The organism is Nocardioides sp. zg-DK7169 (assembly GCF_013155365.1).
Lineage (GTDB): Bacteria > Actinomycetota > Actinomycetes > Propionibacteriales > Nocardioidaceae > Nocardioides.
This window is the reverse complement of the sequence record NZ_JABJRA010000004.1, coordinates 155,067-168,172: the sequence shown is the minus strand read 5'-3', so window position 1 is coordinate 168,172 and position 13,106 is coordinate 155,067. Positions and strand designations below refer to the sequence as shown.

The window sequence follows — 13,106 nt, the reverse complement described above, 5'->3', positions numbered from 1 at the left end:
CGACGCCGGGAGCGGGGATCGCGGACCGCTGCAACCGGTTGCCCGCTGAGCGGGATCGCCTCGCAGGAATCTCGCCGGAGCGCCCCTACTGTCCGCTGTGACACATGTCACGCCAGCCGCTCGGTCCGTGCTGAGCGCTCGGGACCAGACCCTGGAGGAACAGTGAAGAAGCCCATCAGCGTGCGGGCCCGCGTGGCCGCCGTGCTGAGCATCGGCGCGCTCGCCGTCAGCGGATGCGCCAACACCGACGACGACGGCGGAAGCGACAGCGGCAACAACGCCGGCTCCGGCGACCTCAGCCTGGCCGACATCTACGTCACCGGCCTGGTCGGCGTCGAGGACGACCCGGGCGAGCCCGTGGACGGCGGCACCCTGACCGTGGCGGAGTACAGCGAGACGGCCACCCTCAACCCCGCCCAGACCTACGCGACCGGCTCCACCGGCATGAACGTGATGGCCGCGGTCTACGACACCCTCCTGCGCTACGACCAGGAGGCGGGCACCTACGAGCCCCAGCTCGCGGAGTCGCTGGAGAGCGACGACGACATCACCTGGACCCTCAAGCTGCGTGACGGCGTGACCTTCACCGACGGCACCCCGCTCGACGCCAAGGCGGTGCTCGGGAGCTTGGAGTACTACATCGCCAACTACGGCTTCCAGGGCAACCTGATCCAGAGCAACGCGAAGTCGATGAAGGCCGTCGACGACACCACCGTCGTCTTCACGATGAACAAGCCGTGGGCGACCTTCCCGAACATGCTGGCCAGTGGCCCGGGCCTGATCATGGCGCCCGCGGCGTACGCGAACCCGGAGAAGTTCAAGCCGATCGGCGCCGGGCCGTTCGTCTTCACCAGCCAGGCCGCCGGCGAGAAGCTCGTGGTCAGCGCCAACGAGGACTACGTCGGCGGTCGCCCCCACCTCGACTCGATCGAGTTCGTCATGCTCGGCGCCGACGTCACCAAGTACGAGTCGCTGAAGGCCGGCGAGATCGACGTCGCCTACCTGCGCGCCGACGACATGGTCCAGCAGGCGCGCCGCGACGGCTGGCCGGGCATGGTGAACGCCGTGAACGGCGGGCGCACGGTCAACATCAACGCGCGTCCCGACAGCGCCACCGGCGACGTCCGGGTGCGCCAGGCGGTCAGCGCCGCGATCGACGCCGAGCTCTACCTCGAGCGCATGACCGGCAACGGCGACCTGGCCGACCGAGGCCTGATGTCGGAGTCCTCGACATGGAACACCGACGTCGAGCCGACCGGCGTCGACATCGAGAAGGCCAAGGAGCTGCTCGCCGAGGCGAAGGCCGACGGCTTCGACGGCAAGCTGCGCTTCCTCAGCCAGTCCGACTCCGCCTCGCGTGACGGCGCCGTGGCGTTCAAGGCGATGCTCGAGGCGGTGGGCTTCGAGATCGAGCTCGACCTGGTCAACACGATCGCCGAGCAGACCAAGGCGATCTACGTCGACGGCGACTTCGACCTGGCGACCGGTTCGTCGAGCGTCTTCGACCAGGATCCCTATGCCAGCATGTCCGAGCCGCTGTCGAGCACCTCGCTGTCGAACCCGGGCCGCTACGCGAACCCGGAGATGGACCGCCTGCTCGGTGAGCTCCAGGGCCACGCCTCCCCCGAGGAGGGCGCCGAGACCATGGCGGCCATCGAGGAGATCTTCCACGAGGACGTGCCGTACATCAGCCTCGCCGGCGGCGCGTTCTTCAACGTCTGGGACAAGGACGTCCACGGCATCAAGCCGACCAGCCAGACCGCGATCCTCTTCGACGACGCCTGGGTCGCCGAGGACTGATCACTCCCCGCCCCACCCGCACCACGCACCGGCCCTCGGCGTACCGGTCGAGTCGAGACTTGTGACGCTCGAGTCGATGCTCTTGACCACCACGAGCGCCGACTCGGCACACCACAAGCGCCGACTCGCGGGACAGGGACGGGGCGGGTCTCAGCCGGGGGTGGCGGCGTCGGCCCGGCGCTCGCGCGGCACCTTGGTCACGAAGGTCAGGGCCACGGAGACGAGCGCGATGATGCCGATGGTGGTGTAGCCGAGGGTGTAGTCCGGGGTGTCGCCGTCCCCGAACAGCGCGGAGATGAGGATCGGGCCGAGCACGCCGCCGAGGCTCCAGCCGATGAGCATCAGGCCGTAGATCCCGCCGGCGTTCTTGACGCCGAAGAAGTCGCCCGCGGTGGCGGGCATGGTGCCGAAGCCACCGCCGTAGCAGAGGTAGATCACCGCGGCCAGGACGAACCAGAGCACCTGGTTGCTCGCGTGCGGGAGCACGATCAGGCACACGCCCTGCAGGGCGAGCATCGCCGCGAACGCCGGCATCCGGCCCACCGAGTCCGACGCGGCCGCCCACACGATGCGGCCGCCGCCGTTGAAGATCGCGAGCACGCCGACCACGGTCGCGGCAGCGCCGCCGCTGTAGCCGGCGAGCCCCTCCGCGCTGCCCGCCGCCTGGGAGATGAGCGCGATGCCGGCCGCCACGTTGAGGGTCAGGATCGCGGTGAGCAGGTACCACTGCGGGGTCCGCAGCGCCTCCTTCTCGGTGTAGTCCTTCGCCGCCACGGCACCCGCCGCCGCGCTTGCCTGCTCGTAGCCGGGCACGACGTAGCCCGAGGGCGGGTTGCGGAAGACCGAGGCGCCCACCAGGGACATCACCAGGTAGGCCAGCCCGAGCCAGAGGAAGGCCTTCGACGGCTGGTCCTCGTCCATCCCGATCAGCCAGCTCGCGACCGGCGAGGTGAGCACTGCACCGAAGCCGAACCCGCCGACCGCGAGGCCGGTGATCAGCCCCTTCTTGTCGGGGAACCACTTCTGGAGCATCGCGATCGGCACGATGTAGGCGACACCGAGACCGAAGCCGCTGATCACGCCGTAGCTGGCGATGAGCAGCCACAGGTCCTCGGAGCCGCGGGTGAAGGAGGCCAGCACGATGCCGACGGCGTAGATCACGCCACCGGCGAGCGCCACCACCCGCGGGCCTCGGCGGTCCTGCACCCGGCCGCCGAGATAGCTGCCGATGAAGATCATCGCGATCGTCACCGTGAACGGCAGCGATGCCTCGACCTTCGTCAGCTGCCAGGGCTCGGCGTCCTGGTAGGCCTTCGCGAACACCGACCAGGCGTAGACGGCGCCGATGGAGAACTGCAGCAGCAGCCCGCCGCCGACCAGCCACCATCTGTTGAGAGTCGGCGCCTGCTGGCCCTGGTCGGTGCTCCTGGCCCCTGGATCCTGTGTCTCGCTCATGAAATCGGCCTCCCGTGACGGCCCCGGCTGGCGGTAGCGGCCCGCCATGGCTCGCGGGATCCGCTGCGGTACGACGGCGTACGTCGCTTCCCCGTCGCAGTACCCCGCCGGTCGGATCCGAACCAGTCGGGCCCGAGGACCGCGCGTCGCTCAGGCGGGGTCGCCGTCGAGGACCGAGGTGAAGCCGCTGGGTGCGTGCGGGCCGATCACCAGCTGCTCGAGCACGCCGAGGCCCTGGCGCTCGCCCCAGGTCGCGCGCACCACCTGCTGCACGTGGATGTTCTCGGGAGCCAGGTCGTCGAGGTCCTCGACGGCCGCCTCCTCGGCTCCGACGAGCAGCTCGCCGCGCCAGGTGCCGTGCTTCCACTCGGGGTGCTGGTAGCCCACGCCCTTCTGGCGGAAGGTGAGCAGCGGCTCGAGCTCGATCGCCTCGAGGCCGTCCCCCGGCCCGTCCCCGCCGGCCACGAGCAGGGTCGCCCCCTCGGAGCGCCGCAGGCCGGGCGCCCAGCGCACCTGGTGGTCCACCCGCACGTGGGAGACGCCCAGGTCGGGGCCGAAGACCGGGTCGTGGTCGCCGATCACCGGCAGCACAGCGGCGCTCTCGGCCCAGCGGGCGCCGGTGGAGTCCTCGAAGACCATGTAGTGCAGGCAGCGGTCCTCGAAGTTCAGCGGGGAGTAGAGGAAGAAGACCTGGTGGTCGCGCGGCGAGGGCGCGGCCGGTGCCGGCTGGCCGATCGGGCGGATGCCCCAGGAGCGGTCCTTGGTGCCGTGGACCGTGCGGTCCATCGCCACGCTCGTGCCGCCGCTGCGCACGCTCCCGGTCCAGCTGCCCAGCTGGGTCGCGCGGGTCACGTCCATCATCAGCGTCGTGTGGGAGTGCAGGGTCTGGCGCGCCTCCTCGTACGCCGCGGTGCGCGCGCGGTAGGTGAGGTCGGCGACGAGCCCGTGCTCCTCGGCGTCCACCCGGACCCGGTTCACCCGCAGCGGCTCCACGATCTCGATGGAGATCGGGCCGATCCTCGTCTCGGTGCGGTCCAGCGGCACCCGGCCGGTGGCGAACACCGAGCGCTGCACCCCCTCGTGCACCACGCTGAACGCCGCGTCGATGACGCCGCGGTTGGGGTAGACCCCGAGGGCGACCGCGAAGTAGGTGTCCTCGGTGTAGCCGTTGAACCAGTACCTGTCGTAGTGGTCGGGATGCCCGGAGGCGACCTGGGCGACGGGCAGCGGGGTCTGGTGGATCGGGTAGTCGTCGAAGGGGGTCAGCACGGCTACTCCTCGGACGCGATCGCTCGCGGGTCGGGTCGGGTGGTTCGGCGGCGGACGGTGTCCGCCGCCGTCACGGGGTCGGGTCGGCGGCCTGCAGCACGCTGGTGAGCCGGAAGCGGTCCGCGGGGTGGGTGTAGTAGCTGACGGTGAGGATGTCGCCGGCCGCGTTGAGGTGGCGTCGGCTGATCACCAGCGCGGGTGCGCCGGGCTCGGCGCCCAGGGCCTGCGCCATGTCGGCGGGCAGCACCGTGGCCGTCACCTCCTGCTCGATGCGCTGGGACTCGAAGGTGGCGACGGTGTACTCCCCGCCGCGCAGCAGCTCCTCGCGGTAGGGCAGGTGGGAGCGCATGTAGTGCTCGCTCCAGCACATCGGCTGTCGGCTGCCCCGCAGCCGGCGCCGCCCGCGCACCAGGAACCAGGCGGACCCCTCCTCCACCCGAAGAAGGTCGGCCAGCTCGCCGTCGGCTCGCAGCTCGGCGGTCTCCGGGGCCTGGATCTCGGTGTAGCGCGCGAAGTCGACGATGTCGGCGGTGCTGGTGACGAACGGCGAGTAGCGGCTCGCAGCCTCGCGGGCGATCACGATGGTGCCCGCACCGGGCCGGCGCAGGATGAGACCGTCGTCCTCGAGGCGGCGCATCGCCTGGCGGACCGTGCCGCGGCTCAGTCCGTGCTCGGCGCACAGCTCGGCCTCGGTCGGCAGCCGCGCTCCCGGGGCGTAGCGCCCGGAGCGGATCTCCGCCGTCAGCAGGTCCGCCAGCTGCCGGTGCTGCGGGACCTGGGCGCGCCCCTCCTTCGGGCTCATCGCAGCGACACCGCCGTACGCGCCTTGCCGGCGAGCGTGAACGGAGCGGGGGCCACGTCGGGGCGCGTGCACGCCGTCCTCTGGTGGCGCCCGGTCGTAGCAGGCTGGGTCATGCCGAGGAGTGTGGCCGATCGCCCGTCACTTTGTCTCTACAAACAGGCATCCTCGGATCACCTGACGAGGACCGCCTCCGCGGCGAACCGGCCGGCGCGCTCGAAACCCGCGGCGAACTCGGCGGTCTCCTCCCGCCCCCAGGCCTGACGCAGCGAGGCGATGTAGATCGCCGAGACCATCCGGGCGAGGAACGGGACCGGGTGGTCGGTGCGGACCTCGCCCGCCGCCAGCCCGGGCTCGAGGACGCGGGCGAACAGTCCGGCGAGCCGGTCGCTGCGCTCGGCCACCTGCTCGCTGGTCGACACCCGCTCCAGTGCCGAGGTGAAGGCGAGCAGGTAGGAGGGGCGCTCGCGGGCGTGGTGGCCGAAGTCGGCGAACACGCCGACGACGCGCTCCTCGGTGCTGAGGTCGCCGACGAGCAGCCCCTCCACGACCTCGTCCATCTGGGCGAGCAGTGCCGCATAGAGCTCGGCGAGCAGGTCGTCCTTGCTCGCGAAGTAGTTGAAGAACGTCGCGCGACTGACCCCGGCGCGCTCGGCGATCTCCTCGACGGTGGTGACCGCACCGACCTCGGCGAGCAGCTCCCTGGTCGCGCCGAGCAGGCGTTCGCGGGTCTGCAGCTTGTTCAGCTCGCGCCGACCGGGGCGTGCTCGCGTGTCCATGGGCCCATCCTCCCGCCCCCGGCGCCGGATCCGGCGGACGTCCCGAGGCGGACCGGACCGGCCCGTCTAGACCCCGTGCACATTTCTGGATCCCGGGTCTAGGTTTGCACGCACCGTCCGTGACGCGCGTCACAAGGACCCCGTGCGCCGTGGCGCCGACCCGAGGAGACCCGATGACCGAGGCAGCCGCGTCGCCCCGCGTGGAGATGACGATCAAGACCACCGACACCGACCTCGACGAGGTACGGCGCCGCCTGACCCGGTGGCTGGCCGAGCAGCTCGACGCCGACGAGGAGCCGGAGGTCTCGAACCTGCGCCGCCCCGAGCACTCGGGGATGTCGAGCATCTCGATGCTGTTCGACCTCTCCTGGCGAACGGGCGGCGAACAGCACCGCGCCGTGCTCGTGGCCCGCATGGTCCCCGTCGCGGACGCCTTCCCGGTGTTCCCCTCCTACGACGTGGCCCACCAGTTCGAGGTGATGCGGACCGTGGCGGAGCGATCCGCGGTGCCGGTGCCGCGGGTGCGCTGGGTCGAGGCGTCCGGGGAGGCCCTCGGCGCGCCGTTCATGGTGATGGACCAGGTCTCCGGGGCGGTGCCGGCCGACAACCCGCCGTACGTCTTCACCGGCTGGCTGCTGGAGATGGGGCAGGCCGAGCAACGCGCGATCCAGGACGCGAGCGTGCGGGTGCTGGCCGACATCCACGCGATCGAGTCCCCCGCGACCGGCCTCTCCGCCCCGTCGACCGCCGGATCCAGCCTGCGCGCGCACTTCGAGAACGAGCGCGCCTACTACGAGTGGACCCGCCGCGAGGACGGCCTGCGCATCCCCTGCCTCGAGCGCGCCTTCGAGTGGCTGGAGGCCTGGTGGCCGGCCGAGCCGTCGCCCGACGTGCTCTGCTGGGGCGACTCCCGGATCGGCAACATCATGTACGACGGCACCGACGTGGCCGCGGTGCTGGACTGGGAGTCCGCCGTCCTCGCCCCGCGCGAGCTCGACCTGGGGTGGTTCCTCTTCTTCCACCGCCAGTTCCAGGACCTGGCCGAGGTCTTCGAGATGCCGGGGCTCCCCCACCTGTTCCGGCGCGACGACGTGGTCGCGGCGTACGAGCAGGCGGCGGGCGTCGAGGTGCGCGACCTGGACTGGTTCATCGTCTACGCCGCCCTGCGCCACGGCATCGTGATGGGCCAGATCCACCGGCGCCGGATGCACTTCGGCGAGGTCGAGGCGCCCGCCCACCCCGACGGGTACGTCCTGCACCACGCGATGCTCGGGGCCCTGCTGGACGGCACCTACTCCTGGGAGCGATGAGCGCGGACGTCCCGACCTGACGACCGGCGCACTCGCGCGGAGGACAGGTCCCGCGGGTTCCTGCGGGTACCGCTCCCCCATGGACGAGAGGGAGACGGCCCAGGCACTGCTCGCGCGACACGGCACGACGTACGCCGAGGACGCGGGCATCCGGCTTGCCGACGAGCCGGCGCCGCTGTGGCAGCTGCTCGTGCTCAGCCTGCTGCTCTCCGCGCGGATCCGCTCCGACACCGCGGTGGCCGCCGCCCGCGAGCTGTTCGCCGCCGGCTGCACGACGCCGCGCGGCACGGCGTCGACGACCCGGTCGCAGCGGGTGGCGGCGCTCGGGCGCGGGCACTACCGCCGCTACGACGAACGCACAACCACCCAGCTCGGCGAGCTCGCCGACACGGTGATCGAGCAGTACGCCGGGGACCTGCGTCGCCTGCACCAGCGCGGCGAGGACCTCGAGGCGGACCTCCAGCAGTTCAAGGGGATCGGGCCCGCCGGCGCGGCGATCTTCTGCCGCGAGGTGCAGGGCGTCTGGCCCGACCTCGCGCCGTACGTCGACCCGCTGAGCGCGAAGGGCGCCGCCCGCCTGGGGCTCCCGACCTCGCCCGACGCCCTGGCGGGCCTGGTCGACGCCGCCGACCTCCCCCGGCTGGTCGCCGGCTGCGTGCGCGCGGCGCGGGCGCAGAGGGTCGTCGAGGACGTGCTCGCCCGGCGGGACTGAGGCCGGCGGGCGCGGCTCAGGCCTCGCCGCGGTCGTGGCGCTCGCGGTCGCGGCGTGCGTCCTCGGCGAGGTCGCGCCGGATGCCCTCGGCCCGGCTGCGCTCGAAGAGCAGGATCGCCGCCACGACGCCCGCGGTGACGAGCAGCATCATGATCAGTCCGAACGGCGTCATCTCGCCCTCCTGTCGTGGGGCTGGGTCAGTGGGGCTGGGTCAGTGGCTGGCCTTGCCGCCCTTGCGGCCGGCCTCCTTCTTCTGCGCGGTCGTGCCGCCCTGCGAGCTGTCGCCGCCCTTGCCGGACTGCTGCCCGCCGTGCTTGGAGGAGTCCTTCGCGTTCGCGATCCTCGCCGCCCGCTCCTTCGACATGCCCTTGTCCTTGAGGGCCTCGTACTGCTTCTCGTTCTTGATGTTCCCGGACCTGTCGGCCATCTCCGTCCCTCCGGATCGCTCGCGGTTCGACGCGGGCGGTACCCGGGTCCCGGCCGCACATGCGCGACAGCGTCGGCGCGCACGGCTACGGTGCAGCCACCGCGGAAGGGAGCCCGGCATGACCGATCGACCCGTGCTCGTCCTCAACGCCGGCTCCTCCTCGCTGAAGTACCGCGTGCTGCGTCCCGGCAGCGGCGAGCGCCTCCTCTCCGGCCACCTCGAGCGGCTGCACCACGACGACTTCGCCGACGCGCTGGTCCGTCTCGTCGCGGACCTGGAGGCCGCCGGCATGGGCGCCGACACCCTCGCCGGCGTCGGGCACCGGGTGGTGCACGGCGGCTCCCGGTTCGTCGCCCCCACCCTGGTCGACGACGGCGTCCTCGCGGGCCTCGAGGGCCTGGTCCCGCTGGCGCCGCTGCACAACCCGCCGGCCATCCGCGGGATCCGCCACGCGCGCGAGGCCTACCCCGACCTGCCCCAGGTGGCGGTCTTCGACACCGCCTTCTTCGCCGACCTGCCGCCCGAGGCCGCGACGTACGCCCTGGACCGCGAGGTCATGGAGCGCCACGAGATCCGGCGATACGGCGCCCACGGCATCAGCCACCGCTACGTCGCCGGCCAGGTCGCGGCGTTCCTCGGGCGCCCGCTCGCCGACCTCGACCAGATCGTGCTGCACCTCGGCAACGGCGCCTCGGCGGCCGCGATCCGCGGTGGCCGCCCGGTCGAGACCTCGATGGGCCTCACCCCGCTCGAGGGCCTGGTCATGGGCCCCCGGGGCGGCGACCTGGACCCGGGCGTGCTGCTGCACCTGCTGCGCGTCGGTGGGCTCGACGTCGCCGAGCTCGACGACCTGCTGCACCACCGCGCCGGCCTGCGCGGGCTGTGCGGCCTCCAGGACTTCCGCGACATCCAGGCGGCCGTGGACGCGGGCGACCGGGCGGCCGCGACGGCGTACGCCGTCTACTGCCACCGGCTGCGCAAGTACGTCGGGGCCTACCTCGCGGTGCTCGGCGGCGCCGACGTCGTCACCTTCACCGCCGGCGCCGGGGAGCACGTCCCGCGCCTGCGCGCCGACGTGACCAGCGGGCTGGAGCCGCTCGGCATCCACCTCGACCCGCTCCTCAACGCGTCCGCCGACCCGAGCGCGCCCGTCCGGATCTCGGCCGAGGACTCCGCGGTGACGGTGCTGGTCGTCCCGACCGACGAGGAGCTCTCGATCGCGCGTCAGGTGGTGCAGGTGCTCGAGGCCTGACACCAGCACCCGCACCCCGGAGACGCCCCGCCCCACCCGACACGGGTGATGCCGTGCGGCCGGACGGCGGCCTATCGTGCGAGACGGTCGACGGCAAGCTGATCTCGGCGGTGGCCGGCCCCTTCAGCAGCGTCTTCTCCCTCCTCTCCGACCTGTTCTTCATCGTCACGCTGCTGCTGTTCCTCGCCGTGGACGCCGTCGCGTTCCCGGCGATCCTGCGCACCCTGCGTCCGGGCCACCGCGGCTTCGTCGACGCTCTCGCGGGATTCGCGTCCGCCACCCGCAGCTACCTCGTGGTGTCGACGGTCTTCGGCCTGATCGTGGCCCTTCTCGACGTCGCCCTGCTCTACTGGCTCGATGTCCCGTCCCCCTGGTTGTGGGGGCTGATCGCCTTCGTCACCAACGACATCCCCCACATCGGCTTCGTCATCGGCCTGGCACCGCCCGCCCTCCTCGCGCTGCTCGAGCACGGCTGGGCCGACGCGCTGGCCGTCGTGCTCGGCTACTGCGTGCTCAACGTGGTCATCCAGTCGGTGATCCAGCCACGCTTCGTGGGCCAGGCCGTGGGGCTGTCCACCACGCTGACCTTCCTGTCGCTGGTGTTCTGGGCATGGGTGTTCGGCCCGCTGGGCGCCCTGCTCGCCGTCCCCTTCAGCCTCCTCGCGCGGGCGCTGCTCGTCGACGCCGATCCACGGGCCCGCTGGTTGGTGCCGCTGGTGTCCTGCACCTGAGCCGCGTACGCCGTCAGCGCCGGTCGGCCGGAACCTCCGGGCGGGCGGTCGTCGACGGGGAGGCGGCGCGCGCCGGCGGGGTGCCGGGCGACCACGACCAGTCCCGGACCTCCGGCAGGTCCTCGCCGTACTCCCGCGTCCACAGGTGGGCGCGGCGGCGGGTGTCGACCATGACCTGGCGCACCGCGGCCGCGCGCTGGCCCAGCGACGGCACCCGGTCGATGACGTCCATGACCAGGTGGAAGCGGTCCAGGTCGTTCATCATCACCATGTCGAAGGGCGTCGTGGTCGTCCCCTCCTCCTTGTAGCCGCGCACGTGCAGGTTGGCGTGGTTGGTGCGCCGGTAGGTCAGCCGGTGGATCAACCACGGATAACCGTGGTAGGCGAAGATGACCGGCTTGTCGGCGGTGAACACGGTGTCGAAGTCACGCCCGGACAGCCCGTGCGGGTGCTCGGTGTCGTCCTGCAGGCGCATCAGGTCGACCACGTTGACGAAGCGGACCTTCAGGTCCGGGAGGTACTCGCGCAGGATCGAGGTCGCCGCCAGCGCCTCCACGGTCGGTACGTCGCCGGCGCACGCGATCACCACGTCGGGGTCGCCGTCGTCGTCGCTGGAGGCCCACTCCCAGATGCCGAGCCCCCGCGCGCAGTGCAGGTCGGCCGCGTCGGGGTCCAGCCAGTCGAAGGTCGGCTGCTTGCCGGCGACCACGACGTTGACGTAGTGGGTGGTCTCCAGGCAGTGCCGCATCGTCGACAGCAGGGTGTTGGTGTCCGGCGGCAGGTAGACCCGCACGACCTCGGCCTTCTTGTTCACGACGTGGTCGATGAAGCCGGGGTCCTGGTGGGAGAAGCCGTTGTGGTCCTGGCGCCACACGTGCGAGGTGAGCAGGTAGTTGAGCGAGGAGATCGGCGGGCGCCAGCTCATCGTGCGCGTGGTCTTGAGCCACTTCGCGTGCTGGTTGAGCATCGAGTCGACGAGGTGGATGAACGCCTCGTAACAGCTGAACAGCCCGTGCCGCCCGGTGAGCAGGTAGCCCTCCAGCCAGCCCTGGCAGGTGTGCTCGGAGAGCAGCTCGACCACCCGCCCGTGGTGGGCGAGGTGCTCGTCACTGTCGCGGATCTCCCCGGCGAAGACCTTGTCGGTGACCTCGTAGACGGCGTCGAGCCGGTTCGAGGCGGTCTCGTCGGGTCCGAAGATGCGGAAGTTGTCGGGGTTCTGCCCCACCACCTCGACCAGGTAGCGGCCCAGCACCCGGGTCGCCTCGTGGACGGTCGCGCCGGGGCGCGCGACCTCCACCGCGCAGGTGCGGAAGTCCGGGAGGTGCAGCGGTCGCCGCAGCAGCCCCCCGTTGGCGTGCGGGTTGGCGCTCATCCGCCGCTGACCGGTCGGCGCGATCGCCCGCAGCCGCGCGACCGGCGCGCCGTCGGCGTCGAAGAGCTCCTCGGGACGGTAGGAGCGCAGCCACTCCTCCAGGATCGCGCGGTGCTCGGGGTTGTCCCGGGTGCCCGACAGCGGCACCTGGTGGGCGCGCCAGGTGCCCTCCACCTGGACGCCGTCGACCGTGTGCGGACCGGTCCACCCCTTCGGGGTCACCAGCAGCACCATCGGCCACGGGCGCCGCTCCAGGTCGCCGTCCTCGCGCGCCGCGCGCTGGATCTCGGTGATCCGGTCGTGCGCCTGGTCCAGCGCCGCGGCGAGCTGACGGTGTACGTCGGCGGGCTCGTCGCCCTCGACCGTGAGCACCTCGTGGCCGTAGCCGCGCAGCAGCGCGAGCAGCTCCTCGCGCGGGATCCGCGCCGGCACGGTGGGGTTGGCGATCTTGTAGCCGTTGAGGTGCAGGACCGGCAGCACGGCGCCGTCGTGCACCGGGTCGACGAACTTGTTGGCGTGCCACGACGCCGCCAGCGGGCCGGTCTCGAACTCCCCGTCCCCGACCACGGCGGTGACCACGAGGTCGGGGTTGTCCATCGCCGCGCCGTACGCGTGGGACAGGACGTAGCCGAGCTCGCCGCCCTCGTGGATCGAGCCGGGGGTCTCCGGCGCCACGTGGCTGGGCACCCCGCCCGGGAAGGAGAACTGGCGGAACAGCTGGCGCATCCCCTCGGCGTCCTCGCTGACCTGCGGGTACACCTCGCTGTAGGTGCCCTCCAGCCACGCGTTCGCGATCGCCGCCGGCCCGCCGTGCCCGGGGCCGGCGAGGAAGATCATGTCGACGTCGCGCTCGCGGATCAGCCGGTTGAGGTGGGTCCACAGCAGGTTCAGTCCCGGGGTGGTCCCCCAGTGGCCGAGCAGGCGCGGCTTGATGTCCTCGCGGGTCAGCGGCGTCCTCAGGAGCGGGTCATCCATCAGGTAGATCTGACCGACGGACAGGTAGTTCGCCGCCCGCCACCACGCGTCGAGATCCGCGAGCTGGTCGTCGTCGAGGGCGTGGTCGGTCATGGGGCGCTCCTGTGCTGGTGAGGAGGGGCAGGCCGAACGGCTGGTAAGCACGCTAGGGCGGATCGTGCGGCAGCGGAACCGTCCGGACCCGTGCAACCCCGGCGTCGGCGCGCGTACGGTGACAGAGGCTTC

At 72.0% G+C, this 13,106-nt stretch carries 12 protein-coding genes; 5 read left to right on the top strand and 7 right to left on the bottom strand.

The window, feature by feature from the left end; all coding sequences use genetic code 11:
- Positions 1-162: 162 nt before the first annotated feature.
- A complete protein-coding gene (locus HOQ23_RS07815) occupies positions 163-1,800 on the top strand; it encodes an ABC transporter substrate-binding protein (protein ID WP_172213492.1) in 1,638 nt (545 codons plus the stop codon).
- Between the two features lie 150 nt (positions 1,801-1,950).
- Here HOQ23_RS07815 and HOQ23_RS07810 read toward each other — a convergent pair whose 3' ends face one another.
- The 4 genes from HOQ23_RS07810 to HOQ23_RS07795 form a co-directional block, all read right to left on the bottom strand.
- Positions 1,951-3,255 carry an OFA family MFS transporter gene (locus HOQ23_RS07810; RefSeq protein WP_172213490.1) on the bottom strand — a complete coding sequence of 435 codons (1,305 nt, stop codon included), beginning with the start codon at positions 3,253-3,255 and terminating at the stop codon, positions 1,951-1,953.
- Between the two features lie 150 nt (positions 3,256-3,405).
- On the bottom strand, positions 3,406-4,524 hold the full coding sequence (locus tag HOQ23_RS07805; protein ID WP_172213488.1) for a hypothetical protein: 1,119 nt from the start codon (positions 4,522-4,524) through the stop codon (positions 3,406-3,408).
- Positions 4,525-4,594: 70 nt separating this feature from the next.
- Positions 4,595-5,326 carry a GntR family transcriptional regulator gene (locus HOQ23_RS07800; protein WP_172213486.1) on the bottom strand — a complete coding sequence of 244 codons (732 nt, stop codon included), beginning with the start codon at positions 5,324-5,326 and terminating at the stop codon, positions 4,595-4,597.
- 170 nt (positions 5,327-5,496) lie between these two features.
- On the bottom strand, positions 5,497-6,102 hold the full coding sequence (locus HOQ23_RS07795; protein WP_172213484.1) for a TetR/AcrR family transcriptional regulator: 606 nt from the start codon (positions 6,100-6,102) through the stop codon (positions 5,497-5,499).
- Between the two features lie 173 nt (positions 6,103-6,275).
- On the opposite strand from HOQ23_RS07795, the gene HOQ23_RS07790 reads away from it, so the two are divergent.
- Positions 6,276-7,412, top strand: a complete 1,137-nt coding sequence (locus HOQ23_RS07790) for a phosphotransferase family protein (RefSeq protein WP_172213482.1) — start codon at positions 6,276-6,278, stop codon at positions 7,410-7,412.
- A 79-nt stretch (positions 7,413-7,491) separates the two neighbouring features.
- Complete coding sequence (locus tag HOQ23_RS07785; RefSeq protein ID WP_172213480.1) at positions 7,492-8,124, top strand: endonuclease; 633 nt, start codon at positions 7,492-7,494, stop codon at positions 8,122-8,124.
- Positions 8,125-8,140: 16 nt separating this feature from the next.
- Here the strand turns inward: HOQ23_RS07785 and HOQ23_RS07780 are convergent, their stop codons facing one another.
- The gene (locus HOQ23_RS07780; protein WP_172213478.1) at positions 8,141-8,296 is read right to left on the bottom strand and encodes a hypothetical protein; all 156 of its coding nucleotides are present in this window, start codon (positions 8,294-8,296) and stop codon (positions 8,141-8,143) included.
- 39 nt (positions 8,297-8,335) lie between these two features.
- Complete coding sequence (locus HOQ23_RS07775; RefSeq protein ID WP_172213476.1) at positions 8,336-8,551, bottom strand: hypothetical protein; 216 nt, start codon at positions 8,549-8,551, stop codon at positions 8,336-8,338.
- A gap of 118 nt (positions 8,552-8,669) precedes the next feature.
- Between HOQ23_RS07775 and HOQ23_RS07770 the strand changes: the two genes are divergently transcribed.
- On the top strand, positions 8,670-9,803 hold the full coding sequence (locus HOQ23_RS07770) for an acetate/propionate family kinase (RefSeq protein ID WP_172213474.1): 1,134 nt from the start codon (positions 8,670-8,672) through the stop codon (positions 9,801-9,803).
- Positions 9,804-9,856: 53 nt separating this feature from the next.
- The gene (locus HOQ23_RS07765) at positions 9,857-10,534 is read left to right on the top strand and encodes an AI-2E family transporter (protein WP_216653901.1); all 678 of its coding nucleotides are present in this window, start codon (positions 9,857-9,859) and stop codon (positions 10,532-10,534) included.
- Between the two features lie 13 nt (positions 10,535-10,547).
- Here HOQ23_RS07765 and HOQ23_RS07760 read toward each other — a convergent pair whose 3' ends face one another.
- Complete coding sequence (locus HOQ23_RS07760; RefSeq protein WP_172213472.1) at positions 10,548-12,974, bottom strand: phosphoketolase; 2,427 nt, start codon at positions 12,972-12,974, stop codon at positions 10,548-10,550.
- Between the last annotated feature and the right edge of the window lie 132 nt (positions 12,975-13,106).

What these genes read in the sequence shown, in the direction of transcription:
- HOQ23_RS07770 (WP_172213474.1), top strand. Translation starts at nt 8,670, where the DNA reads ATGACCGATCGACCCGTGCTCGTCCTCAACGCCGGCTCCTCCTCGCTG.
- HOQ23_RS07800 (WP_172213486.1), bottom strand. Translation starts at nt 5,326, where the DNA reads ATGAGCCCGAAGGAGGGGCGCGCCCAGGTCCCGCAGCACCGGCAGCTG.
- HOQ23_RS07810 (WP_172213490.1), bottom strand. Translation starts at nt 3,255, where the DNA reads ATGAGCGAGACACAGGATCCAGGGGCCAGGAGCACCGACCAGGGCCAG.
- HOQ23_RS07790 (WP_172213482.1), top strand. Translation starts at nt 6,276, where the DNA reads ATGACCGAGGCAGCCGCGTCGCCCCGCGTGGAGATGACGATCAAGACC.
- HOQ23_RS07795 (WP_172213484.1), bottom strand. Translation starts at nt 6,102, where the DNA reads ATGGACACGCGAGCACGCCCCGGTCGGCGCGAGCTGAACAAGCTGCAG.
- HOQ23_RS07775 (WP_172213476.1), bottom strand. Translation starts at nt 8,551, where the DNA reads ATGGCCGACAGGTCCGGGAACATCAAGAACGAGAAGCAGTACGAGGCC.
- HOQ23_RS07785 (WP_172213480.1), top strand. Translation starts at nt 7,492, where the DNA reads ATGGACGAGAGGGAGACGGCCCAGGCACTGCTCGCGCGACACGGCACG.
- HOQ23_RS07780 (WP_172213478.1), bottom strand. Translation starts at nt 8,296, where the DNA reads ATGACGCCGTTCGGACTGATCATGATGCTGCTCGTCACCGCGGGCGTC.
- HOQ23_RS07760 (WP_172213472.1), bottom strand. Translation starts at nt 12,974, where the DNA reads ATGACCGACCACGCCCTCGACGACGACCAGCTCGCGGATCTCGACGCG.